Genomic DNA, 24,216 nt, shown 5'->3' on the forward strand with positions numbered 1-24,216 from the left:
AGAATGGAAGGTATTGCAGGAGTGTACGCAAGAACTTTCCCGTGAGCTAAAGTGCCGCCATGCGCGCTCGACTGTCCGACATCGCCCAACAGGCCGAAGTCAGCGAGGCCACGGTGTCGCGGGTGCTCAACGACCGCCCGGGAGTGGCCCCGGAGACCCGGCAGGCCGTCCTCACCGCCCTCGACGTGCTCGGGTACGAGCGCCCCGCCCGGCTGCGCAAGCGCAGCGCCGGCCTGGTCGGCCTGGTCGTGCCGGAGCTGGACAACCCGATCTTCCCGGCCTTCGCCCAGATCATCGAGTCCACTCTGGCGCAGAGCGGCTTCACCCCGGTGCTCTGCACCCAGACCCCCGGCGGCGTCACCGAGGACGAGTACGTCGAGATGCTGCTGGACCGGCAGGTGTCCGGGATCGTCTTCGTCTCCGGCCTGCACGCCGACACTGCCGCCAACCACGATCGGTACCGCGCGCTGATCGCCCGACCGCTGCCGATCGTCATGATCAACGGGTACGCGCCCGGCATCGCGGCGCCCTTCGTCTCCTGCGACGACGGGGAGGCCACCGAGCTGGCCATCGCCCACCTGGTCGCGCTCGGCCACCGGCGGATCGGCCTGATCACCGGCCCGGACCGCTTCGTGCCGGTGCAGCGCCGGGTGGCCCGCTTCCGGACGGCCATGACCCGGCTGGCCGGCGCGACCGAGGTGGAGGTCGGGGAACTGGCCGAACTCTCCCTCTTTGGCGTCGAGGGCGGGGAGGCCGCCGCCGGCCGGCTGATCGAGCGCGGGGTGACCGGCATCGTCTGCGGCTCCGACCTGATGGCGCTCGGCGCGATCCGGGCCGCCCGCCAGCGCGGGCTCGCCGTCCCCGACGACGTCTCCGTGGTCGGTTACGACGACTCCCCGCTGATGGCCTTCACCGACCCGCCACTGACGACCATGCGCCAGCCGGTCGCCGCCATGGCGGTGGCCGCGGTCCGGGCCCTGGTCGACGAGATCAACGGGCATCCCGCCCCGCACTCCGAATACCTGTTCCGCCCCGAGCTGGTGGTCCGCGGCTCCACCGCCGTGGTCCGCCCGGCCGACGCCGCTCCGGACAGCGGACCCGGGCGCCAGCGTCCGCCGACCTCCTCCCTCGCCGTCCCGGCCTGACCCGCCGAGCGCGCGGCGGCGGCCCGACGCCACCAGGTCGGCGAGGTGGCGCGATCCCGGCCGGCGAACACCGCTCCTTCGGCGAACCGGAGTGGATCACGGCACGCGGACGGCTGCCGTCGCGGTCCACGGCTCGGGTGGCGTGCGGGGTGGTGGGTCCCGACGGGTGGGACGGGTGGGGGTGGGAGATGAACCTGATCCGCGCTACTGCTGTCATTTCTTGCGCAAGGAATGCTTGACTCTTGCAGCGCTCGGGCGGCATCCTGCTCAGACACCGCGCCGTCACCCACACCGCGCGGGGTGTTGCCCTCCCGCGACAGAGAACGGGGATCGTCACCGATGACCGCCGCCACCAACCCCACGCCGCTGACCTCCGACGACGACTGGTGGCGATCCGCGGTCGTCTACCAGGTCTACGTCCGCAGCTTCGCAGACGCCAACGGCGACGGCGTGGGGGACCTCCAGGGCATCCGGGAACGCCTGCCGTACCTGCGCGACCTCGGCGTCGACGCGCTCTGGCTGACGCCGTTCTACACCTCGCCGCAGGTGGACGCCGGCTATGACGTGGCCGACTACCGGGACGTGGACCGACTCTTCGGCACCCTCACCGACTTCGACGCGATGATCACCGACGCGCACGCCCTGGGCCTGCGCATCATCGCGGACCTGGTACCCAACCACACGTCCAGCGCGCACCCGTGGTTCCAGGCGGCGCTCGCGGCCGGCCCCGGTTCGACCGAGCGCGAGCGCTACCTGTTCGCCGAGGGCCAGGGCGAGACGGGTGAGCTGCCGCCGAACGACTGGGAGAGCATCTTCGGCGGCCCCGCCTGGACCCGGGTCGCTGACGGCCAGTGGTACCTGCACCTGTTCGACCCGGCCCAGCCTGACCTGAACTGGCGCCACCCCGAGGTACGCGCCGAGTTCGAGGACATCCTGCGGTTCTGGCTCGACCGGGGCGTGGACGGCTTCCGGATCGACGTGGCGCACGGGATGATCAAGGCCGAGGGGCTGCCGGACGTCGGCTTCAACTCGATGACCACCGGCCAGCGCCAGTCCGAGCTGCTGGGCAAGGGCCGGCTGCCGTACTTCGACCAGGACGAGGTGCACGACATCTACCGCGCCTGGCGGCCGATCCTGGACAGCTACCCGGGCGGCCGGATGGCGGTGGCCGAGGCGTGGGCCGAGACCCCGCAGCGCCTCGCCCGCTACATCGGCCCGGACGAGCTGCACCAGGCGTTCAGCTTCGACTTCCTCGACGCCACCTGGTCGGCCGACTCGTTCCGCAAGGTGATCGACACCGCGCTCGCCGAGTCGACCATCGTCGGCGCGCCGACCACCTGGGTCCTCTCCAACCACGACCGGCAGCGGCACGTCACCCGGTACGGCGACGGGGAGGTCGGCCTGCGCCGCGCTCGGGCCGCCGCCCTGCTGATGCTCTCCCTGCCCGGCTGCGCGTACGTCTACCAGGGCGAGGAACTGGGCCTGCCCGAGGTGCTGGACCTCCCCGACGAGCTGCGCCAGGACCCGGCGTTCCTGCGCACCGGCGAGAGCCGGGACGGCTGCCGGGTGCCGATCCCGTGGAGCGGCGAGCTGGCCCCGTACGGCTTCGGGCCGGCCGGCAGCGAGCTGAGCTGGCTACCGGCGCCGACGACCTGGCGGGCCCTGTCGGTGGCCGCCCAGACCGGGGTGCCCGGCTCGACGCTGGAGCTCTACCGGGCGGCCCTGCGGATCCGGCACGAGCACCCGGCGCTGGCCGGCACCGACGGCATCACCTGGCTGGAGACCGAGCCCGGGGTGCTGGCGTTCCGCCGTACCGCCGGGGACGCCGAGTTCACCTGCGTGATCAACATCAGCGGCGCCGAGGTCACGGTCGCCGGCCACGGCCGGCCGATCGTCGCCAGCGCCGACCTCATCGAGCAGGGCGACGGGCACGTCCTGCCGGTGGACGCGGCTGCGTGGTTCGAACGGCGCTGAGCCGGGTAACCCGCCATTGACCTGGTCGTCCGTTGTGCTCCGCGCCGACGGGCGGCTGGGCTACCGACCCCTTGTGGTGGGGGGGGTGAGGTGGCGCCGGCGCCTCGGGGAGTCCGCTCCCCGAGGCGTCGGTGTCCATCTGGGACGCCACGTTCAGCGCCGGTCCGCACCGGGTAGCACCAGGTCATGACGGCACACGTGACGCAATACACCCTCGACGTCGACGACATCGAGCTGATGGCCTCCTTCTGGTCCCGCGCCCTTGGTTACCAGGTGCGGCAGGGGGACGACGGCAGCGCGAAGCTGTGGCCGCCGTCAGACCGGCCCGGCCCGACGGTCTGGTTGCAGGGCAGCGGCACGCCCAAGCGCGGGAAGAACCGGCTGCACCTCGACCTGGTGTCCGACGGGGACCCGCGGGACGAGGTACGCCGACTGCTCGCGCTCGGCGCCCGCCCCGCGGACGTCGGCCAGTCCGGCGAGGAGGGCTTCGTCGTCCTCGCCGACCCGGAGGGCAACGAGTTCTGCGTACTCGACCACGCACCGCGCCGGTGAGCGGGGTCAGTCCCCCTTGCTGGTGAGCAGCTCGGCGATCCGGGCGAAACCGGCCCGCACCTCGTCGCGGCTGGGCGGGGTCACCGGCTCGGCCGCCGGCTCCTGCTCGGCGGCGAGCTCCAGCTCCTCGTCGATGGTGTCCTCGAAGTCGCCGTAGAGGTCCGCCTGGTCGACCTGGGCCGTCTCTTCCTCGGCGGCGAGCTGGGACGCCGCGATCTCGCCGCGGATCTCCTCGGCGGTCAGCGCCGGCAGCAGCGGTTCGACCACCGCCATCAGCTGCTCCTCGGCCACCACCGCCTCGGCCAAGGCGAGCGCGTGTGGCCGCTCGTACGGGCCGCAGACCACCGGTTCCCACTCGTCGGCGTCGCCGAGCGGGCCGAAGGTGATGATCCACGGCAGGCCGAGCATCGGCGAGTCGTCCGGCAGGTCCAGCGTCACGAGTGCGCCCACTGGCCCATCATGGTCGCTCCCGCCCGGCAGCTCCGCCCAGATTCACGGAAAGTGTGGCCCCAAGACGTCGTGAGGCCCCAATTTCCCGGAAAGTGAGCGGGTCCCGGTCGAGCCCGCGGCGGCCCTGCGCGGGGTCCGCCGGCGTCAGGCCGGGTGGGTGGCGTCGAGGGCGGCGCGGACCACGGCGAGCGCGCGGTCCGGTGGGACGCCCAGGCGGACCGCCTCGGCGGCGTAGTCGGTGGCGGCGCGGTGCAGGCGGTCGGCGGCGTCGTCGCGCCCCGGCGCCACCACAGTCCCGTGCCGCCCCCGGGTCTCCACCAGCCCGGCCCCCTCCAGCTCCCGGTACGCCCGGGCGACGGTGTTCACCGCCAGGCCCAGGTCGCCGGCGAGCTGCCGGACCGCGGGCAGCCGGGTGCCGACCGGCAACCGGCCGTCACCGATCATCCCGGCGAGCTGCCCGCGCACCTGCTCGTACGGGGGCACCGCCGAGCCCGGGTCGATCCGGATCCGCATCTCAGCCCGCTCCTCCCGGCGTACCCGGCTCGGGCACCTCGTCGGCCTCCACGTCCACCTCCCGGGCCGCGCCGCCCTCGGCCAGGTCCACCACCCGGCCGTACCGGCTGGTGGCGGCCAGCGCCGCGCCGAAGAGCACCAACTGGTTGAGCAGGTAGAGGTAGAGCAGCAGCCCCACCGCGGTGGCCACCACCGTGTACGCCGGATTCCGCTCGGTGCGCATCACGTAGTAGCGGCCGACCGTGTTCAGCAGGGTGATGCCGACGGCGACCACCAGCACCACCGGCCGCAGCCGGCGACGGCTCATCCGCAGCCGGGGCACCGCCACCAGCAGCGCCACCGCCAGCACCGCGTTGATCACGACGCTGAGCACGGCGCTCACCGTGGTCAGCCCGACCGACCCGGTGCTGCGCAGCAGGAAGCGCAGCAGCGACTCCAGCGCGTCGACGGCGGCGACCGAGATGCCGAGCATCAGGAAGACCACCACCAGCACGCCCAGGTCGACCAGCCGGCGGACCACCAGATTGCCGGGCTGCTGGTTGAAGCCGTACATCAGCCGCTGCGAGGAGCGGATCGCCTCCACCCAGCCGATCCCGGTGACGACCAGGATGACCAGGCCGACCACCCCGACCGTGCCGCTGCTCTGCGCGATCTGGTCCGGCTTGAGGAACGGCAGATTCTCCCGGAGGAAATCCGCCGCCGCCCTGCTGACCTCGTCGTTGTCCTCGAGGATCGCGCCGAAGACCCAGTATCCGACCAGGGCCAGCGCGAAGACCGCGAAGAAGCCGTAGTAGGCGATCGCGGCGGCGAGCCGCCCGCCGAGCACCTCGGCGTAGAGCGCCCCGGCCCGCCACAGGTGGTCGAAGGCCGGCAGCCGGTGCCGGGCCACGTCGATCCGGCGACCCACCGCCGCCTCGATCCGGCCGAGCACGTTCACCACGTCATCCTCACCGATTCCCCGCCCGACGGCGGGCCGGCCACGCGCTCAGCTCAACCGCCCAGGCGGAAGTCGCGGCGGGGCTGCCACCGGGTCGCCCCGCTGTGCGAGAAGAGGGTGAACCCGTCCACCTCGAACAGCGCCGAGAAGTCGGCCAGATCCTCGTACACCTTGTCGAGCACCTCGGGCGGGACGTCCTGGGCCACCGTGACGTGCGGGTGGTACGGGAAGCGGGCCTCCCGGTGCAGCTCGGGGGCCGCGTTGATGGCGGCGGCGAGCAGCTCGCACTCGCTGATCCCGGCCGCCACCGCCACGAAGACCACCTGGGTGACCGGGCGGAAGGTGCCGGTGCCCCGCAGGTGCAGGGTGAACGGCAGGTGGGTGGCGGCCACCCGGGCCAGGTGCGCCTCGACCGCGGACAGCGCGCGTACCGGGATCTCGGTCGGCCCGAGCAGGGTGACGTGGGCCGGGACGGCCTGCGGGTCACCGGCCTCGACCCGGCGGCGGGTGAGCATCCCGCCCCACGGCTCGGGGATGTCCACCGCGATCCCGATCTGGATGGAGTCGTCGGCGTCCGGCGCCCCGTCCCTGCGATCCACGCTCCGCGCCACCCCTCCGGCCACCGACTGCGTCCACCCGTTCCCGTCGCGCCCGGGCCGCTACTCGAAGCGGACCGGGGGGAAGAACCCGATCCGCTCGTACGCCGTCCGCAGCGTCGCCGCGGCGACCGCCCGGGCCTTCTCGGCACCCTGGGCGAGCAGCTTGTCGAGCTGCGCCGGGTCGTCCAGGTAGCCGCGGGTGCGCTCCTGGATCGGCGTGACGAAATCCCGGACCACCTCGGCCAGGTCCTTCTTGAGGTCGCCGTAGCCCTTGCCGTCGTACGCGGCGACCAGATCGTCGATGCCCCGACCGGAGAGCGCGGAGTAGATGGACAGCAGGTTGGCGATGCCCGGCTTGCCCTCGGCGTCGAAGACGATCTCGCGGCCGGTGTCGGTGACCGCGGAGCGGATCTTCTTGGCCGAGCGGGCCGGATCCTCCAGCAGGTCGATGATGCCGGCCGGCGAGGAGGACGACTTCGACATCTTGGCCGTCGGGTCCTGCAGGTCGGTGATCTTCGCGGTGTCCTTGACGATGTGCGGCGCGGGCACCGTGAAGGTCGGGCCGAACAGCGTGTTGAACCGCTGGGCCAGGTCGCGGGAGAGTTCCAGGTGCTGCCGCTGGTCCTCGCCGACCGGCACCGCGTGCGCCTGGTAGAGCAGGATGTCGGCGGCCTGGAGGATCGGGTACGTGAAGAGGCCGACGCTGGCCCGCTCGTTGCCCTGCTTCTGCGACTTGTCCTTGAACTGGGTCATCCGGCTGGCCTCGCCGAAGCCGGTGATGCAGCCGAGCACCCAGGCCAGCTGCGGGTGCTCGGGCACCTGCGACTGGACGAAGAGGGTGCTGCGCTCCGGGTCGATCCCGACGGCGAAGAGCTGCGCGGCGGCGATCCGGGAGCGCTGCTTGAGCACCTTCGGGTCGTGCCCGGCGGTGATCGCGTGCAGGTCGACCACGCAATAGAAGGCATCGTGGCTGTCCTGCAGGGCCACCCAGTGCCGCACCGCACCCAGATAGTTGCCGAGGTGAAACGAGTCGGCCGTCGGCTGGATGCCGGAGAAGACGCGGGGGCGGGCGGGTACGTCGGACATGCCGGCAATTCTGTCAGCAAGGCCCGGCGTACGTCATGACGGGCCGGCGGGTCGGCGCTCGGCGGGCGCGACCGGGGTCGGGACCTCACGCCGCTGCTCGGGCAGCCGCGCGGCGGAGACCGCGAGCCGGGACACCCGCCGCCCGTCCAGCGCGAGCACCCGCAGCAGCCAGCCGCCCGGCGGGTCGTCCGGGTCGGGCCCGCCCGGGGCCACCGGCACCTCGTCCCCGGTCACCGGCAGCCGGCCCAGGGCGGCCATCACGAACCCGCCGACCGTCTCGTACGGCCCGGCGGGCAGCGGCACCCCGGTGCGCTCGGCGAAGTCGGCCAGGTTGAGCCGGCCGTCGACCACGGCGGGCAGGCCGGCGTGAGCCGGGTCGGGCGGGCCGTCGTACTCGTCGTGGATCTCCCCGACCAACTCCTCGACCAGGTCCTCGCACGTGACGATGCCGGCGGTGCCGCCGTACTCGTCGACCACCACGGCCAGGTGGTGCCCCTCCCGGCGCATCTCGGTGAGCGCGGCCAGCACCCGCTTGCTGCCCGGCAACCGCTTCACCTCGCGGATCAGCTCACCGACCGTGCCGTGGCGCTCGCGCTCGGGGCGGAGCAGCACGTCGCGCAGGTGCACGAAGCCGACCACGTCGTCGTGGGTGCCGTCGACCACTGGGTAGCGGGTGTGGGTCTCCACCCGGACCAGCCGCTCCGCCTCAGCGACGGTGAGCCCGGCGGACAGGAACTCCACTTCGGTGCGCGGCACCATCACCTCGCGGACCAGGCGCGCCCCGGCCACCAGCACCTCGTCGATGATCCGCCGCTCGTCCGGGTCGAGCACCGTGTTGGCGGCGACCAGGTCGCGCAGTTCGGCCTCGCTGATCCGCTCGCGGCCGGCCGTCGGGCTGGCCCCGAGCAGATCGGTGACCAGGCGGGTGGCGCCGTCGGCGGCGCGGACCACGAGCCGGGCCACGGTGCGCGCGAGGGGGCCGGGCTCGCGTCGCGGTCGCCCCGGAGGTCGTCGCCGGGGCCCGCGGCCGCCTGCCTCCCGCATGACAAGGATGGTAGACAGCGGGCAACCGGGCAGCGGGGGCAATGTTCGGATCTGTTCAATCATGGCGGGTCATGGTGGAATGACAGGAAGCCATGCGCAGCCACGGCCCGACCGGCGGCCTTAGGGTGATCACGGACGGCCGCCACGCGACGCGGCCAGGCAGGAGGACCCGACGTGAAACTGCTCGTCACCGGCGGCGCCGGCTACATCGGCAGCGTGGTGACCCGGATGCTGCTGGACCACGGCCACGAGGTGACCGTCCTGGACGACGTGCGCACCGGCCACCGAGCAGCCCTCGCCCCCGAGGCCACCCACGTCGACCTGCCGGTCCACGAGGTCGCCCGGGTGCTCACCCCGGACGCCGGCTTCGACGGCGTGCTGCACTTCGCCGCGCTGATCGCCGCCGGCGAGTCGATGGTCAAGCCGGAGCTCTACTGGGCGACCAACACCGTCGGCTCGCTCGCCCTGATCGACGCGGCCCGCGCCGCCCGGGTGCCCCGGCTGGTCTTCTCCTCCACCGCCGCCGTCTACGGCAACCCGAGCGAGGTGCCCATCCCGGAGACCGCCGTGAAGGCCCCCACCAACACGTACGGGGCGACCAAGCTGGCCGTCGACATGGCGCTCACCTCCGAGGCGATCGCGCACAACCTGGCCGCCGTCTCGCTGCGCTACTTCAACGTCGCCGGGGCGTACCTGCACGACGGGCAGGCCATCGGCGAACGGCACGACCCGGAGACCCACCTCATCCCGCTCGCCCTCGACGTGGCGGCCGGCCGGCGCGAGAAGCTCCAGCTCTTCGGCGACGACTACCCCACCGTCGACGGCACCTGCATCCGGGACTACATCCACGTCGAGGACCTGGCCCGGGCGCACCTGCTGGCGCTGACCGCCGCCGTCCCCGGCCGGCACCTGATCTACAACCTCGGCAACGGCAACGGCTTCACCAACCGACAGGTGATCGAGGTGGTCCGCGAGGTCACCGGCCAACCCGTACCGGTCGAGGTGGCCCCCCGCCGCGAGGGTGACCCGGCCGAGCTGGTCGCCTCCTCCGCGCTGGCCCGCGAGGAACTGGGCTGGGTGCCGCAGAAGCCCACCCTGCACGACATGATCGGCGACGCCTGGGCCTTCTACCGGGCGCACGTCCTGGGACAGCGGTGACCACCGCGACCCCCACCACCGCCACCGCGCCGTCCGGCGGCGTCGCCGCCCGCGCCTGGGCCGGCTTCCGGCAGCGGTACGACGCGGAGCCGGCCGGCCGCTGGGCGGCACCCGGTCGGGTCAACCTGATCGGCGAGCACACCGACTACAACGAGGGCTTCGTGCTCCCGTTCGCGCTGCCGCTGCGTACCGTGGTCGCCGCGGCCCCGCGGGACGACGAACGCTGGACGGTCTGGTCGGAGCTGGCCGACGAGCCGGTCGAGTTCGGCCCGGCCGAGGCCGACGAGCCCGGCCGGGTCACCGGCTGGGCCGCCTACGTGGCCGGGGTGGTCTGGGCGCTGCGGGCCGCCGGCCACCGGGTGCCGGGGGCCCGGCTCGCCGTCGCCTCCGACGTGCCGGTCGGCTCCGGGCTCTCCTCGTCGGCGGCCGTCGAGGCGGCGGTGCTGGCCGCCCTGGTCGAGCTGGGCGGGCTGGACCTGCCGGCCGACCGGTGGCCGCGGCTGGCCCAGCGGGCCGAGAACGACTACGTCGGTGCGCCCACCGGGATCATGGACCAGTCCGCCGTGATCCGCGGGCGCCCGGGGCACACCCTCTTCCTGGACTGTCGCACCGAAGACGTCGAACCGATCCCCTTCGACCTGGCGGCGGCCGGGCTGGCCATGCTGGTGGTGGACAGCCGGGCCCCACACCGGCACGCCGACGGCGAGTACGCCGCCCGCCGCGCGTCGTGCGAGCGGGCGGCGCGGACCCTCGGGGTGCCGGCCCTGCGCGACGTGACCGTCGCCGACCTCGACGCGGCGCTGGCGAGGCTGCCCGACGAGGAGACCCGACGCCGGGTCCGGCACGTGGTCACCGAGGACCAGCGGGTGCTCGACACGGTCGCGCTGCTGCGCGCCGGCCGGGTACGCGACATCGGCCCCCTGCTGACCGCCTCGCACGCCTCGATGCGCGACGACTTCGAGATCACCGTGCCGGAGGTGGACACCGCGGTCGAGGCGGCCCTCGCCGCCGGGGCGTACGGCGCCCGGATGACCGGCGGCGGCTTCGGCGGCTGCGTGCTCGCCCTGGTCGACGCCGACCGCGCACCGGCGGTCGCCGACGCCGTCACCGCCGCGTACGCCGAGCGCGGCTTCGCCGCCCCCGGCACCCTGACCGCCCTCCCGGTCGGCGGCGCCACCCGCCTCGATTGAGAAGAGTCCGGCCGGCGGCCCCACCCCCACGCCGACACGGCGTTGATCAAGAAGTTTGCGCCTCAAGCGAAGATCGACTTGGACGCGAACCTCTTGATCAACCTGGCGAATGGGGGCCGGCCGCCGGGTGGGGTCAGGTGGCTTCGACGATCATGCCGGCGCCGACGGTCCGGTTGGTGGTCTCGTCGATGATGACGAAGCCGCCGGTGGTGCGGTTGCGGCGGTACTCGTCGGCGAGCAGCGGCACCGTGGTGCGCAGCCGCACCCGGCCGATCTCGTTGAGCTTCAGCTCGCCGGCCGCCTCGTCGCGGTGCAACGAGTTGATGTCCAACCGGTAGTGCAGCCCGCGCACGATCGCCCGCGCGGAGCGGGTGGTGTGCTTGATGGCGTACTTGCCGCCGACCTGGAGCGGGCGGGTCTCGTCCATCCAGCAGACCATCGCCTCGATGTCCTGCGCGACCGCCGGGGCGTTGTTCGGCCGGCAGATCAGGTCGCCGCGCGAGATGTCGATCTCGTCGGTCAGCCGGACCGTCACCGACATCGGCGGGAACGCCTCGTTCACCGGGCCGTCGGCCGTCTCCACCGAAGCGATCCGGCTGGTGAAGCCGGACGGCAGCACCATCACCTCGTCGCCGGGCTTGAGCACCCCGGAGGCCACCTGACCCGCGTAGCCGCGGTAGTCGGTGACGGTGGTGGACTGTGGCCGGATCACGTACTGCACCGGGAAGCGCACATCGACCAGGTTGCGGTCGGAGGCGATGTGCACCCGCTCCAGGTGGTGCAGCAGCGACGACCCCTCGTACCAGGGCATGTTCTCCGAGCGGGCGACGATGTTGTCGCCCTTCAGCGCGGAGATCGGCACCACGGTCAGGTCCGGCACGTCGAGCTTCGCGGCGAACGCGGTGAACTCGTCGGCGATCCGCTCGAACACCTCCTGCGACCAGTCGACCAGGTCCATCTTGTTGACGCAGAGAACCAGGTGCGGCACCCGCAGCAGCGAGCAGAGGAACGCGTGCCGGCGGGACTGCTCCACCAGGCCCTTGCGCGCGTCCACCAGGATCAGCGCCAGGTCGGCGGTGGAGGCGCCGGTGACCATGTTCCGGGTGTACTGGATGTGCCCTGGGGTGTCGGCGATGATGAACTTCCGCCGCGGCGTGGCGAAGTAGCGGTACGCCACGTCGATGGTGATGCCCTGCTCCCGCTCGGCCCGCAGGCCGTCGGTGAGCAGCGCCAGGTTGGTGTATTCGTCGCCCCGGGCCGCGCTGACCGCCTCGACGGCGGCGAGCTGGTCGGTGAAGAGCGACTTCGTGTCGTACAGCAGGCGGCCGATCAGGGTCGACTTGCCGTCGTCGACGCTGCCCGCGGTGGCGAACCGCAGCAGGTCCATCTGCCGGGCCTCCGGCCCGGAGGCCGTCGCGTCCGGTGCCAGCGTCTCCGCGCTCATCAGAAGTAGCCCTCCCGCTTGCGGTCCTCCATGGCGGCCTCGCTGACCCGGTCGTCGCCGCGGGTCGCACCGCGCTCGGTGATCCGGGTGGCGGCCACCTCCTCGATCACCTTCTCCACCGTGTCCGCCTCCGAGCGGACCGCCGCGGTGCAGGAGGCGTCACCCACGGTCCGGTAGCGCACCTGGGCCTTGAACGAATCCTCACCGGCGCGTGCCCGGAAGAACTCGTTGACCGCGTAGAGCATGCCGTCCCGCTCGATCACCTCACGCTCGTGCGCGTAGTAGATCGACGGCAGCGGGATCCGCTCCCGGGCGATGTAGTGCCAGACGTCCAGCTCGGTCCAGTTGGACAGCGGGAACACCCGGATCGACTCGCCCGGGTGGTGCCGACCGTTGTAGAGCGCCCACAACTCCGGGCGCTGGTTCTTCGGATCCCACTGGCCGAACTCGTCGCGGAAGCTGAACACGCGCTCCTTGGCCCGGGCCTTCTCCTCGTCCCGGCGGGCACCGCCGAAGAGCGCGTCGAAGCGATGCTTCTCCACCGCGTCGAGCAGCACCGGCGTCTGGATCCGGTTGCGCATCCCGTCCGCCGACTCGCGGACCAGCCCCTTGGCCAGCGCCTCGGGCACGCTGGCCACGATGAGCTGCAGGCCGAGCTCGGCGACCCGCTGGTCCCGGTATTCCAGCACCTCGGGGAAGTTGTGCCCGGTGTCCACGTGCATCACCGGGAACGGGATGCTGGCCGGGGCGAACGCCTTCTGGGCCAACCGGAGCATCACGATCGAATCCTTGCCGCCGGAGAACAGCAGCACCGGCCGCTCCATCTCGGCGACGACCTCGCGCATCACGAAGATGCTCTCCGCCTCCAGCGCGTCGAGGTGGGAGACCCGGTACGCGGCCGGGGCCGTCATGACACGAACTCGATTCGCTCAGATCCGCACATCGGGATTCCAGACCTTTCCGGTCGGACTCGTGAAGAACTCAGGCTACCCGGAATGCCTCTGCAGCGCTGCAAGCAACCGGCTGGCGAGATCCTTGCGACAAACCAGCAGGTCGGGCAGGCGCGGGTCGGCCTCGTTGTATTTCAGCGCAGAACCGTCGATCCGGGAAGCGTGCAGGCCGGTGGCCGTCGCCACAGCGACCGGAGCAGCAGAGTCCCACTCGTACTGGCCGCCGGCGTGGATGTACGCGTCGACCTCCCCCGTGACCACCGCGGCGATCTTCGCCCCCGCCGAGCCCATCGGAACGAGATGAGCGCCGACGTCCTCTGCCAGATCGGTCAGAAAAACCGGCGGACGACTACGACTGGCCGCCAACCGGATGGTCCGCCCGCCGCCCGACGTGGCCGCCTCCAACGTCATCGGCGGGTACGCCGGCGGGTAGTCCGTGGCCAGCACCCGATGCTGCGCCGGCAGCCCCACCGCACCCGCCACCAGGCCGTGCGACGTCGGCGCGTTCCGCGCCCAGAGCGCCACGTGCACCGCCCAGTCCGACCGGCCGTCCTCCGAGAACTCGCGCGTGCCGTCCAGCGGGTCGATGATCCACACCCGGTCCGCGTTCAGCCGGGACACCGCCTCGGAGCTCACCTCCGCCGTCCAGGCCAGCCGCGAACCCTCGTCCTCCTCCGACAGCACCGCGTCGCCCGGGCGCCACTTCGCCAGCTCGGTACGGATCAGGTCGTGCGAGACCTTGTCCCCGGCCGACTTCAACGCCCCGGGATCGGCGAAGCCCATCTCCGCGCGCAGGTTCATCAGCGCCTGCCCGGCCCGCGCCGCCAACCACCGGGCGAAGGCACCGTCGATCATCGGAGGATTAGCCATCTTCTCCCGCTCCCGTCGCAGGCATCCGCCACGTCAGAAAGGCGCAGACTACCGGCCCCGACCAGCCGAACCCGGCACGCCCCGCCCGGCACTCAGACGCCGTGATAGAGGTTCTGCGTCGGCTCCACCCCGCGGGTGACCACCGACTCCACCACGTCCGCCGCCCGGTCCACCAGGAACTCCAACTCCTTGCGTTCCAGCGAGGAGAAGTCCGACAACACGTAGTCTGCCGGGTCCTGCCGCCCCGGCGGCCGGCCGATGCCGAACCGCACCCGTACGTAGTCCTTCGTGCCCAGCGACTTCGACATCGACCGCAGGCCGTTGTGGCCGCCCTCGCCGCCGCCACACTTCACCCGCAGCTGCCCGTACGGGATGTCCAGCTCGTCGTGCACGGCGATCACCCGCCCCGGCGGGATCTTGTGGAACTGCGCCAGCGCGACCACCGGCCCGCCGGAAAGATTCATGTACGTCAGCGGCTTCACCAGCACCAACTTCGGGCCGCCGAACCCGAGCCGCCCCTCGGCGGCCTCCGCCACCGCCCGCTTGTGCCGGCCGAACTTCGCGCCCAACCGGCCGGCCAGCAGGTCCGCCACCATGAAGCCGACGTTGTGCCGGTTGCCCGCGTACTCCCGACCGGGGTTGCCCAGGCCGACCACCAGCCACGGCCCCGCCTCGTCCGTCACGCCACATCCCTTCCGCTCCTACCACGACGACTCCAGCGCGGCGCGTCCACCGACCCGCCACCGCCCGGAGCCGTCGAGCGACAACACCAGCTCGGCGCGTCTGCCAGCGCACCACGACCTGGCGCCGTCGCGCGCGAAGCCGCCACCCGGCGGCCGGCTCCGAAACAGCGACAGGCGCCCCCGAAACCGGGGACGCCTGTCGCACAGTCTGCAGACCGATCAGGCCTCGGTCCGCTGCCCCTCGGCCGGAGCCTCCGCGCCCTCGGCGGCCGGAGCGCCCTCGGGAGCCTCAGCGGTCTCCTCGCCGACCTCAGCCTCAGCCTCCTCCTCGGCCTCCTCGACCTCGGGCAGGGTGGCCTCGAGCTGCTCGGCGGTCGGGGCGGCGGTCACCGTGGCGACCGGCAGCTCCGGGTCCGCGGCCAGCTCGACACCGGCCGGCAGCTTGACGTCGGCGGCGGTGACCTGGACGCCCGGCTGGGCACCCTCGATCGAGGCCTCCAGGTGGTCCGGCACCCGGGTGGCGTCGGCGGTCACCGACAGGGTGTCGTGGTCGTGCACGATCAGGGTGTCCTGCGCGGCCTCACCGGTCAGCTCGACCGGCACCTCCACGGTGACCTTCTCGCCACGGCGGACCAGCAGCAGGTCGACGTGCTCGAAGGTGTCCTTGATCGGGTCACGCTGGATCGCCTTCGGCAGCGCCAGCACCTGGGTGCCGTCGCTGACCTCGATCGCGAAGAGCTGGTTCGCACCGCCCTTGCGGATCGCGGCGGCGAACTCACGCGCCGGAAGCGCGATGTGCTTCGGCTTCTCGCCGTGGCCGTACAGCACGGCGGGCACCTTGCCGGCCCGGCGGGTACGACGGGCACCACCCTTGCCAAACTCGGTGCGGGGCTCGGCGCTGATCTTTACCTCGGACACGGGGAAACTCCTGATGCTTTTCGCTGCGGCGGCTTGTCGTCTTGCGGTGCTGGGGCGAGGGGCTCGCTGGGGCTCATGCGTCTAGTCGACTGCCCGGAGCACCGCGTCGATGACGGCGCCTCCGTGCGGTGCTTTTCAGCGGCCCGCCGGGCACCCTCGCCGTGGCAACCGCACCAGTCTACCCGAGCCGTTTCCCAGCAATCCGGCAGTCCCCATATCACCGTTCAGACGGGCCCGCAGGACAACCGGCACACCGCCGGCGACCGTCCGCGACGACCGCCGGGCGGCGGCGGTGGGTCAGCTCAGGCCACCGAACAGGGTGGTCACCGACCCGTCGTCGAAGACCTCCCGGATCGCCCGGGCCAGCAGCGGCGCGATCGACAGTACGGTGAGCTTGTCGAGCTGCTTCTCCGGCGGCAGCGGCAGCGTGTTGGTCACCACGACCTCGCTGATCGGGCTGTTCTTCAGCCGCTCCGTCGCCGGGTCCGACAGCAACGCGTGGGTCGAGGCGACCACGATCTCCGCCGCGCCGGACTCCTTCAGGATGTCGGCGGCCTTGCTGATCGTGCCACCCGTGTCGATCATGTCGTCGACGATCAGGCAGACCCGACCCTCAACCTCACCGACCACCCGGTTCGCCACCACCTGGTTCGGCTTCAGCGGATCCCGCGTCTTGTGGATGAACGCCAGCGGGCAGCCACCCAGCCGGTCCGTCCACCGCTCGGCCACCCGCACCCGGCCCGAGTCCGGCGCCACCACCGTCATCGGGCGGCCCGCGTACTTGTGCTCCACGTACTCGGCCAGCACGTCCATCGCGAACAGGTGGTCCACCGGACCGTCGAAGAAGCCCTGGATCTGCGCGGTGTGCAGGTCGACCGTCAGGATCCGGTTCGCGCCTGCGGTCTTCAGCAGGTCGGCCACCAGCCGCGCCGAGATCGGCTCCCGGCCCCGGTGCTTCTTGTCCTGACGCGAGTACGGGTAGTACGGCAGCACCACCGTGATCCGCTTCGCCGAACCGCGCTTCAGCGCGTCCACCATGATCAGGGTCTCCATGACCCAGGTGTTGACCCCGTGCGTCACGGACTGCACCACGAAGGCGTCCGAACCGCGCACCGAGTCCTTGTACCGTACGAAGAGCTCACCGTTGGCGAACTCGTACGAGTCGGTGGGCGTCGGCGCGACGCCGAGCACCTCACCGATCTCCTTGGCCAGCTCCGGAAAGCCACGTCCGGAGAAGAGCATCAGGCTCTTGCGGTTTTCGGCGACGATGCTGCCCATGGGCCCGTCTGCTCCCGTTTGTCGGTGGTTCCCGGCGGCGGTGGAGCCGGGGACTATTCGGTTGCAGTATCCCCCGCGTTAACCGGTCCTCCCACGGTCTCCGGCCCCTCGTGGATTGGCTCACCTTCCCTTGCGGGCGAGGCCGTACCCGACGCATCCTCGCGGGCCCGCTGCGCCGCCTCCGCGGCCGCCGTACCGGCGCGCTTGCGCAGCACCCAGCCCTCCACGTTGCGCTGCTGGCCCCGGGCCACCGCCATCGCGCCCGGCGGCACGTCCGCGACGATCACCGAGCCCGCCGCCGTGTACGCGCCGTCACCCACCCGCACCGGCGCGACGAACATGTTGTCCGCCCCGGTACGCGCATGACTGCCGATCGTCGTGTGGTGCTTGCGTACCCCGTCGTAGTTCACGAAGACCGACGCCGCACCGATGTTGCTGTGCTCGCCGATCGTCGCGTCCCCCACGTACGACAGGTGCGGCACCTTGGAGCCCTCGCCGATCGTGGCCTTCTTGGTCTCCACGAACGTGCCGACCTTCGCCTTGCGGGCCAGCCGCGACTGCGGCCGCAGGTAGGCGTACGGCCCGACGCTGGCCTGCGGGCCGACCTCGGCACCCACCGCGTGGCTGCGCACCACGCTCGCGCCCGCGCCGACCGTGGTGTCGACCAGCGTCGTGTCCGGGCCGACCAGCGCGCCCGCCTCGACCACCGTCGCACCCTGGAGCTGGGTGTTCTGGTCGATCACCGCGTCCCGCTCGACGGTCACCGTCACGTCGATCCAGGTGGTGTGCGGGTCGAGGATGCTCACCCCGGTGCGCATCCAGCCCTCGTTCACCCGGTCCCGCAGCAGCCGGCGCAGCCCGGCCAGCTCGACCCGGTCGTTGCAGCCCAGCGTCTCCACATGGTCGGGGGCGCAGTGCACCGCCACCGGCTCCCCGGCGTCCCGCAGCAACCCGAAGACGTCGGTCAGGTACTCCTCGCCCTGGTCGTTTTCGGTGGAGAGCTTGCCCAGCGCCTCCCGCAGCCGCACCACGTCGAACGCGTAGATGCCGGCGTTGATCTCCCGCAGCCCGCGCTGCTCCGCGGTGGCGTCGCGCTCCTCGACGATCTGCGCCAACCGCCCCTCGGCGTCCCGCACGATCCGGCCCAGGCCGGTCGGGTCGGGCACCTCGGCGGCGAGGACGGTCGCCGCCGCGCCGGCGCTCTCGTGCGCCTCGACCAGGGCCGCCACGGTCTCCGGCCGCAGCAACGGCACGTCGCCGTTGATGACCACGACCGTGCCGGAGGCCTCGGCGACGGCGTCCAGCGCGATGCGTACCGCGTGGCCGGTGCCGAGCTGCCGCTCCTGGAGCACCGGGGTGGTCTCCGGGGCGATCTCGGCCAGGTGCGCCCGGACCTGCTCGGCACCGTGCCCGACCACCACCACCGTGCGATCCGCGTGCAGCGGCTCAGCCGCCGCCAGCACGTGTCCGAGAAGAGTACGACCGAGCAGCGGGTGCAGCACCTTGGGCAGGGCCGACTTCATCCGCTTGCCCTCACCGGCGGCGAGCACGACAACGGTGCGGAGGCGGGGCTGGGACACGACGTGGCTCCCGTCGGGACGGCGACAGTCTCGCGGCCATGCTAACCAGACCGCGTCCGAAGCTGTCGAATACCCCGACAAGGGGCATCCGCACCATAAAGCTGCTCGGCCGCCAGGGTTCGAACCTGAAACACGGGTACCAAAGACCCGGGTGTTGCCAATTACACCACGGCCGAAGGATCGTTCACAGCTTAGCGCCTGGTGTCCGGTGCCAGGTTGCCCACACCGGGCCGCGGACCGGCCGCGAGGCCCTCCACCACGCCGGCTATCCAGAGATACAGCTCTCGGGACCTCGGCACTCGCACCACCAGACAGCCTCGGTAGTCCTCACCGACGTTGGTCCGCACCGTCGTAGGATCGTGCCGCTTCAACGTCGGACGCTGGAAGCAGCCGAATGGCAGGGGATCTTCAGCCGCTCGTCGACTCGTTGTGCGTGGCGGCGAAGATTCCGGAAACCAGTCCTTCGATCCGCCAGTACAGCTCGCGACTGCCCGGCACATTGATCACCAGACAGCCGTGGTAGTCGTCACCCGTGTTCCGCCGTAACGTGGCGATCCGGTGTCGTTTGATGGTCGAACGCTTGATGCGGTCGTCGGGAAGCTCGAGTCTCTCCATCCACCATCGGACCGCCGCCGCAGCGTCGGCCGATTCATGGATGCTCACCCGGTAGGTGGGCACTCCCCGCCCAGGCGGGCGCATATCGCACGGACGGAGAGCTGCTCCTCGACGCGCAGGCGGCGCGCCTCGTCGGCGAGCGGATCGGTCACGGTCGCAGGTTAGAACGTGCGTACGACAAGGAAGTCCATTCACAGACGGAACTGTCCACTGCGATCTAGGCCGCCGCTGGTTACGGTGACGTAGGCGTAACCCGTTCCGCTGGGAGGTGCCATGTCGACCGCCCTGACCGGCCCGGAGACCGGACCCAAGCCGCTGACCCAGGGCCACCAGTCCCGGGGCATCCTGATCGCCCTGTGGGCCTTCGTGGTCGTACCGTTCCTCGCTCTGCTCGCTGCCGTGCCGATGGCCTGGGGCGGCTGGCTGGGCTGGAGCGACCTGCTCGTGGCCGGCTTCTGGTACATGCTGTCCGGACTCGGCGTCACCGTCGGCTACCACCGCTACTTCACCCACGGCTCGTTCAAGGCGAAGCCGTGGGTGCGGACGGCGCTCGCGGTGGCGGGTTCGTTCGCCGTGCAGGGCGAGGTCATCCAGTGGGTGGCCGACCACCGCCGGCACCACGCCTTCTCCGATCTGGAGGGCGATCCGCACTCGCCGTGGCGGTTCGGGGAGAGCGTCGGGGGGCTGACCCGGGGGCTGTTCCACGCGCACGTGGGCTGGCTGTTCAACCGGGAGTTGTCCAACCGGGAGCGGTTCGCCCCGGACCTGCTCGCCGATCCGGCCACCCGCCGCGTCGACCGGCTGTTCCCGGTGCTGGTGGCGGTCTCGTTGCTCGGGCCGGCGGCGATGGGCGGGCTGCTCACCTGGTCGTGGCAGGGCGCGTTGACCGCGCTCTTCTGGGGCGGGCTGGTCCGGATCGCGCTGCTGCATCACGTCACCTGGGCGATCAACTCGGTCTGCCATGTCTACGGGGAGCGCCCGTTCGCGGTGCGGCAGGGTGACCGGGCGGCGAACTTCTGGCCGCTGGCGCTGCTGTCGTTCGGGGAGAGCTGGCACAACCTGCACCACGCCGATCCGACCAGCGCTCGGCACGGGGTGCTGCGGGGTCAGCTCGACCCGTCCGCGCGGGCGATCTGGCTGCTGGAGAAGGCCGGGGTCGTCTGGGCGGTGCGGTGGCCGAAGCCGGAGCGGATCACGGCGAAGCTGGTGGAGCCGGAGCGGATCGGGGCCCGGTCGGCGGGTCGGGAGCGATAACCGGTCGGTCGGGCGCGTCGCGGCCTGGCAGGATGGCCGGATGACCGACCTTCAGCGCCGCCGACCGGCCGGCCCGCCCGGCGGCCGGATCCGCAGCGGCCGCGACGCCGGGCCGCGGGTCCGCGGGGGGACGACATGAGCGCGCAACTCCCCCGCCAGGGCGGCACCGAGCGCCGGCGAGGTGACGAGATGACCGAGGTTCCCGGCAAGGACGCCGGCGCCGCCCGGCGGCGGGCGGTGCCGGCGGCGAAGTCGTCCTCCCGGGTACGGATGTCCGCGACGCAGCGCCGCGAGCAGTTGATCTCGATCGCGCGGCAGATCTTCGCGGAGCGCGGTTTCGACGCCACCTCGATCGAGGAGGTGGCCGCCCGGGCCAAGGTCTCCAAGCCGGTGGTCTACGAGCACTTCGGCGGCAAGGAGGGGCTGTACGCGGTGGTGGTGGACCGGGAGGTCCGCTCGCTGCTGGACCGGATCACCACGGCGTTGACCGCGGGGCATCCGCGGGAGTTGCTGGAGCAGGCGGCGTTGACGCTGCTGACGTACATCGAGGAGGAGACCAGCGGGTTCCGGGTGCTGGTCCGGGAGTCGCCGCTGATGTCGGCGACGGGCAACTTCAGCAGCGTGATGAACGACGTCGCCCATCAGGTGGAGCACATCCTGGGCGCGGAGTTCTCCAGCCGCGGGTACGACCCGAAGCTGGCCGAGTTGTATTCGCAGGCGCTGGTGGGGATGGTGGCGTTGACCGGCCGCTGGTGGTTGGAGGTGCGCAAGCCGCGCAAGGAGACGGTGGCGGCGCATCTGGTGAACCTGGCCTGGAACGGCCTGTCGCATCTGGAGGCGAAGCCCGGTCTGATCACGTCCCGGAAGCCGGGTTGAGCCGGCGGCGGGTCAGTGGTTGCCTTCTGCGACCGCGTGGCGGCGGCGGCGCATCTCCGCCTCGGCGTGCTCCGGCGGGCCGATCTTGTCATAGAGGCCGGTGGCGAGCAGGATCAGCCCGAACAGCATCGACACGATGACGGTCGACATCGAGAAGTTGAGGATGTTCGCCGTGGTCTGTAGCACGGACATCATCGCGATGCTGGTGACCAGGAAGACCACCCCGGCGGTCAGGTTCATGTAGTGGCCGAGGTTGGTGCGGCGGGACGCCCCGATCAGGAGGAAGGCGCCGAACAGCACCGACACGATCGAGAACGCGAGGTTGGTCCGGAGTCCGAGCGCCCAGTGGCTGCCGCGGGCGAAGAGCGACTCACCCGCGGTCAGGAAGACGCCGTACACGCCGAAGACCAGGATGTACAGCCCGATGACCCCGGAGAGGACCCGGTATAGCGGCCGGGCGGGATGGTTCACCGGTAGGTGCGGCATGGGGATCCTCCAGCCAAGGTGACCGATTTCCGGCAATTGTCACCCGCGCCGTTCGACCCCGTCCCCGAAACGCAAAAGGCCCGGCCGAAGCCGGGCCTTTCCACAGATGGGCTCAGAGCACGAGCCGAGCCTTCTCGAAGGCCTCCCGCTCCTCGTCGGTGCCGACCTTGCCGTACATGCCGGCCATCAGCAGCACCAGAGCGAGGAACAGCACCACGATGACCGTGGCGACGCTGAAGTTGAGGATGTTCGCGTCGGTGCGCAGGAACGCCAGTGCGGCCAGGCCGAGGGCCATCAGGGCGTACGACAGCCACTGGTTGATGATCACGTCGAGGTTCCGGCCGATCACGGTGCCGAGCAGGATCAGGGCGCCGACGATGATCGAGACGAGCGAGAAGCCGAGGTTGGTGCCCTGGCCGAGGACCGTGGTGTCGTCCTGGGCGAGGAAGTCGTTGCCGAGGCTGACGATGACGCCGAGCACGCCGAAGACGACGAAGTACAGACCAACGAGCCCGCCGATCGCCCGGTAGATCGGCCGCGCGGGGTGGTTGACGGGGGTGTGGGCCATCTCTGCGTCTCCAAGACCGAACGGAAAAGGGGTCGGGTGTGATTGTCCCGCACGACGAACTGTGACGCCGCACACCCCCCACCCGTGTCGAGGTCAGCCGGCCGGCAGTTCCTCGGCGAGGGTCAGCCAGGCCTCCTCGGTGCGTTCCCGCTCGGCCCGCAGCTCCTTCAGCTGGGCGTCCAGCTCGGCGACCCGGGCGTAGTCGGTGGCGTGCGCGGCGAGCTGGTCGAGCAGGTCGGCCTCCTTCTGCTCCAGCTTGGCGATCTGCCGTTCCAGCTTGCCGAGTTCCTTCTTCGCGGTGCGCACCTCGGCGGCCGACATGCCCTCGCGGGCCGGGGCGGCCCCGGCCGGGGTGAGGTCGGCGGGGGCCGGTCCGTTGCCCGCGGCGGCCCGGGCCAGATACTCGTCGACCCCGCCGGGCAGGTGCACGAGCCGCCCGTCGCCGAACATCCCGTACGCGACGTCGGCGACCCGCTCGATCAGGTACCGGTCGTGGCTGGCCACCACGATCGTGCCGGGCCAGGAGTCGAGCAGGTCCTCCAGCGCGGCGAGGGTGTCGGTGTCCAGGTCGTTGGTGGGCTCGTCGAAGAGGAGCACGTTGGGTTCCCCGGCGAGCAGGCGGAGCATCTGCAGGCGGCGGCGCTCGCCGCCGGAGAGATCGCTGACCGGGGTCCAGAGCCGGCGGTCGTCGAAGCCGAAGATCTCGGCGAGCTGGGCGGCGCTGATCTCCCGGTCGCCGAACTGGACGCGCCGGGCCACCTCCTCGACGGCCTCGAGGACGCGCAGGTGGCCGGGGAGTTCGGCGAGTTCCTGGGAGAGGAAGGCGGGCCGCACGGTCTGTCCGGTGGTGAGGCGCCCGCCGTCGGGCCGGGTGACGCCGGCCAGCATCCGCAGCAGGGTGGTCTTGCCGGCGCCGTTGCGGCCGAGGATGGCGATCCGGTCGCCGGGGCCGACCTGCCAGGTGGCGTCGTGCAGGATCTCCTTCGGGCCGGCGTGCAGGGTGACCTGGTCCAGGTCGTACACCTGCTTGCCGAGCCGGGCGGTGGCGAGCCGTTGCAGCGACATGGTGTCGCGCGGCGGCGGGACGTCGGCGATGAGCGCGTTGGCCGCGTCGATCCGGAACTTCGGCTTGGAGGTCCGGGCGGGCGCGCCGCGGCGCAGCCAGGCGATCTCCTTGCGGAGCAGGTTCTGCCGGCGGGCCTCGGTGGCGGCGGCGACCCGCTGCCGCTCGGCCCGGGTGAGGATCCAGGCGGCGAAGCCACCCTCGTACGCCCGGACGGTCTGGTCGGCGACCTCCCAGGTGGTGGTGCAGACGGCGTCGAGGAACCACCGGTCGTGGGTGACCACGACGAGGGCGCCCTTGCGGGTGACCAGGTGCCGGGCCAGCCAGTCGACGCCGCCGACGTCGAGGTGGTTGGTGGGCTCGTCGAGGATGAGCAGGTCGGCGTCGCGGACCAGCAGCGCGGCGAGCGCGACGCGGCGGCGCTCGCCGCCGGACATCGGGCCGACCGGCGCGTCGAGGCCGAGGTGCGGCATGCCGAGGCCGTCGAGGATGGCCCGCACGCCGGCGTCGCCGGCCCACTCGTGCTCGGCGCCCATGCTCTCGCCGAGCCAGGCGGTGCCGAGGACGACGTCCCGGACGGTGGCCTCGGGGGCCAGGTTCAGGCTCTGCGGCAGCCAGGACACGCGCAGGTCGCGACGGTGGGTGACCCGGCCGTCGTCGGGTTCCTCGGTGCGGGTGAGCAGCCGCAGCAGCGTGGATTTGCCGGCCCCGTTGAGGCCGACCACGCCGACCCGGTCGGCGTCGTCGAGACCGAGCGAGACGTCGGTGAGCAGCGGCCCGGCAGCGCCGTACCCCTTGGACACCCGGTCCAGGTTGACGATGTTGGCCACTCTCCCACCTTTCATGATCAAGGCGTCCCGGTGCGGGCGGGCACCTCGGGACGCCTGGCCCCTCAGGGTACGCGGGTCCGCCCGACGGACGTCAGGCCCCGACGCGGGTCAACGACCGCTGCCGCCCGGTTTGTTCCGGCCGCCGGATGGTCC

Annotated in this window: 24 protein-coding genes and 1 tRNA gene; 7 read left to right on the forward strand and 18 right to left on the reverse strand. The window is 71.9% G+C overall.

Annotation, left to right across the window (positions count from 1 at the left end):
- The first annotated feature begins 59 nt into the window (after window positions 1-59).
- From ACFYML_RS24440 to ACFYML_RS24450, 3 genes are all read left to right on the forward strand, one after another.
- Window positions 60-1,145 carry a LacI family DNA-binding transcriptional regulator gene (locus ACFYML_RS24440; protein ID WP_387422848.1) on the forward strand — a complete coding sequence of 362 codons (1,086 nt, stop codon included), beginning with the start codon at window positions 60-62 and terminating at the stop codon, window positions 1,143-1,145.
- Window positions 1,146-1,484: 339 nt separating this feature from the next.
- Window positions 1,485-3,119, forward strand: a complete 1,635-nt coding sequence (locus ACFYML_RS24445) for a glycoside hydrolase family 13 protein (protein WP_387422849.1) — start codon at window positions 1,485-1,487, stop codon at window positions 3,117-3,119.
- Between the two features lie 186 nt (window positions 3,120-3,305).
- The gene (locus ACFYML_RS24450; protein WP_387422850.1) at window positions 3,306-3,671 is read left to right on the forward strand and encodes a VOC family protein; all 366 of its coding nucleotides are present in this window, start codon (window positions 3,306-3,308) and stop codon (window positions 3,669-3,671) included.
- 6 nt (window positions 3,672-3,677) lie between these two features.
- Here the strand turns inward: ACFYML_RS24450 and ACFYML_RS24455 are convergent, their stop codons facing one another.
- From ACFYML_RS24455 to ACFYML_RS24480, 6 genes are all read right to left on the reverse strand, one after another.
- A complete protein-coding gene (locus tag ACFYML_RS24455; protein ID WP_073839946.1) occupies window positions 3,678-4,121 on the reverse strand; it encodes a hypothetical protein in 444 nt (147 codons plus the stop codon).
- Between the two features lie 144 nt (window positions 4,122-4,265).
- The gene (locus ACFYML_RS24460; protein WP_387422851.1) at window positions 4,266-4,634 is read right to left on the reverse strand and encodes a GntR family transcriptional regulator; all 369 of its coding nucleotides are present in this window, start codon (window positions 4,632-4,634) and stop codon (window positions 4,266-4,268) included.
- Between the two features lies 1 nt (window position 4,635).
- Entirely contained in the window at window positions 4,636-5,571 is a 936-nt protein-coding gene (locus ACFYML_RS24465) for a YhjD/YihY/BrkB family envelope integrity protein (RefSeq protein WP_387422852.1), read from the reverse strand.
- A 53-nt stretch (window positions 5,572-5,624) separates the two neighbouring features.
- A complete protein-coding gene (locus ACFYML_RS24470) occupies window positions 5,625-6,170 on the reverse strand; it encodes a 2'-5' RNA ligase family protein (RefSeq protein WP_387422853.1) in 546 nt (181 codons plus the stop codon).
- A gap of 60 nt (window positions 6,171-6,230) precedes the next feature.
- Entirely contained in the window at window positions 6,231-7,256 is a 1,026-nt protein-coding gene (trpS, locus tag ACFYML_RS24475) for a tryptophan--tRNA ligase (protein WP_387422854.1), read from the reverse strand.
- Window positions 7,257-7,289: 33 nt separating this feature from the next.
- Window positions 7,290-8,300: a hemolysin family protein gene (locus tag ACFYML_RS24480; RefSeq protein WP_387422855.1), complete on the reverse strand. Its 1,011-nt coding sequence runs from the start codon at window positions 8,298-8,300 to the stop codon at window positions 7,290-7,292.
- Between the two features lie 228 nt (window positions 8,301-8,528).
- Here ACFYML_RS24480 and galE point away from each other — a divergent pair, with 228 nt between their 5' ends.
- Together galE and galK are read left to right on the forward strand one after the other, a co-directional pair.
- The gene (galE, locus tag ACFYML_RS24485) at window positions 8,529-9,458 is read left to right on the forward strand and encodes a UDP-glucose 4-epimerase GalE (protein ID WP_387422960.1); all 930 of its coding nucleotides are present in this window, start codon (window positions 8,529-8,531) and stop codon (window positions 9,456-9,458) included.
- Entirely contained in the window at window positions 9,455-10,648 is a 1,194-nt protein-coding gene (galK, locus tag ACFYML_RS24490; protein ID WP_387422856.1) for a galactokinase, read from the forward strand. Before galE ends, galK begins: the two co-directional genes overlap by 4 nt.
- Before the next feature lie 133 nt (window positions 10,649-10,781).
- On the opposite strand, the gene cysN is transcribed toward galK, so the two are convergent.
- From cysN to ACFYML_RS24535, 9 genes are all read right to left on the reverse strand, one after another.
- Window positions 10,782-12,092, reverse strand: coding sequence for a sulfate adenylyltransferase subunit CysN (gene cysN / locus ACFYML_RS24495; protein WP_387422857.1), 1,311 nt, complete (start codon window positions 12,090-12,092; stop codon window positions 10,782-10,784).
- Window positions 12,092-13,003 (reverse strand): sulfate adenylyltransferase subunit CysD, encoded by a 912-nt coding sequence (cysD, locus tag ACFYML_RS24500; RefSeq protein ID WP_387422858.1) that lies wholly within the window; start codon window positions 13,001-13,003, stop codon window positions 12,092-12,094. The genes cysN and cysD overlap by 1 nt, the downstream gene beginning before the upstream one ends.
- A 75-nt stretch (window positions 13,004-13,078) precedes the next feature.
- Window positions 13,079-13,912, reverse strand: coding sequence for a 3'(2'),5'-bisphosphate nucleotidase CysQ (locus ACFYML_RS24505; RefSeq protein ID WP_357437487.1), 834 nt, complete (start codon window positions 13,910-13,912; stop codon window positions 13,079-13,081).
- A gap of 92 nt (window positions 13,913-14,004) precedes the next feature.
- Window positions 14,005-14,595 (reverse strand): aminoacyl-tRNA hydrolase, encoded by a 591-nt coding sequence (gene pth / locus ACFYML_RS24510; protein ID WP_387273115.1) that lies wholly within the window; start codon window positions 14,593-14,595, stop codon window positions 14,005-14,007.
- A 219-nt stretch (window positions 14,596-14,814) separates the two neighbouring features.
- A complete protein-coding gene (locus ACFYML_RS24515) occupies window positions 14,815-15,513 on the reverse strand; it encodes a 50S ribosomal protein L25/general stress protein Ctc (RefSeq protein WP_387422859.1) in 699 nt (232 codons plus the stop codon).
- 297 nt (window positions 15,514-15,810) lie between these two features.
- Window positions 15,811-16,791, reverse strand: coding sequence for a ribose-phosphate diphosphokinase (locus ACFYML_RS24520; protein ID WP_387422860.1), 981 nt, complete (start codon window positions 16,789-16,791; stop codon window positions 15,811-15,813).
- A 53-nt stretch (window positions 16,792-16,844) separates the two neighbouring features.
- Window positions 16,845-18,371 (reverse strand): bifunctional UDP-N-acetylglucosamine diphosphorylase/glucosamine-1-phosphate N-acetyltransferase GlmU, encoded by a 1,527-nt coding sequence (glmU, locus tag ACFYML_RS24525; protein ID WP_387422861.1) that lies wholly within the window; start codon window positions 18,369-18,371, stop codon window positions 16,845-16,847.
- Between the two features lie 104 nt (window positions 18,372-18,475).
- A tRNA-Gln gene (locus tag ACFYML_RS24530) sits at window positions 18,476-18,547 on the reverse strand.
- 232 nt (window positions 18,548-18,779) lie between these two features.
- Complete coding sequence (locus tag ACFYML_RS24535; RefSeq protein WP_387422862.1) at window positions 18,780-19,034, reverse strand: hypothetical protein; 255 nt, start codon at window positions 19,032-19,034, stop codon at window positions 18,780-18,782.
- A gap of 225 nt (window positions 19,035-19,259) precedes the next feature.
- Here ACFYML_RS24535 and ACFYML_RS24540 point away from each other — a divergent pair, with 225 nt between their 5' ends.
- Together ACFYML_RS24540 and ACFYML_RS24545 are read left to right on the forward strand one after the other, a co-directional pair.
- Window positions 19,260-20,240, forward strand: coding sequence for an acyl-CoA desaturase (locus tag ACFYML_RS24540; protein WP_387422863.1), 981 nt, complete (start codon window positions 19,260-19,262; stop codon window positions 20,238-20,240).
- A gap of 189 nt (window positions 20,241-20,429) precedes the next feature.
- Window positions 20,430-21,116 carry a TetR/AcrR family transcriptional regulator gene (locus tag ACFYML_RS24545; protein ID WP_073839963.1) on the forward strand — a complete coding sequence of 229 codons (687 nt, stop codon included), beginning with the start codon at window positions 20,430-20,432 and terminating at the stop codon, window positions 21,114-21,116.
- 12 nt (window positions 21,117-21,128) lie between these two features.
- On the opposite strand, the gene ACFYML_RS24550 is transcribed toward ACFYML_RS24545, so the two are convergent.
- From ACFYML_RS24550 to ACFYML_RS24560, 3 genes are all read right to left on the reverse strand, one after another.
- Window positions 21,129-21,602, reverse strand: a complete 474-nt coding sequence (locus ACFYML_RS24550) for a DUF4383 domain-containing protein (RefSeq protein ID WP_387422864.1) — start codon at window positions 21,600-21,602, stop codon at window positions 21,129-21,131.
- A gap of 112 nt (window positions 21,603-21,714) precedes the next feature.
- Window positions 21,715-22,170, reverse strand: coding sequence for a DUF4383 domain-containing protein (locus tag ACFYML_RS24555; RefSeq protein ID WP_387422865.1), 456 nt, complete (start codon window positions 22,168-22,170; stop codon window positions 21,715-21,717).
- Window positions 22,171-22,263: 93 nt separating this feature from the next.
- On the reverse strand, window positions 22,264-24,063 hold the full coding sequence (locus tag ACFYML_RS24560) for an ABC-F family ATP-binding cassette domain-containing protein (RefSeq protein ID WP_387422866.1): 1,800 nt from the start codon (window positions 24,061-24,063) through the stop codon (window positions 22,264-22,266).
- Between the last annotated feature and the right edge of the window lie 153 nt (window positions 24,064-24,216).

Origin of the sequence: Micromonospora sp. NPDC007230, assembly GCF_042869115.1 — a bacterium.
Taxonomy (GTDB): domain Bacteria; phylum Actinomycetota; class Actinomycetes; order Mycobacteriales; family Micromonosporaceae; genus Micromonospora.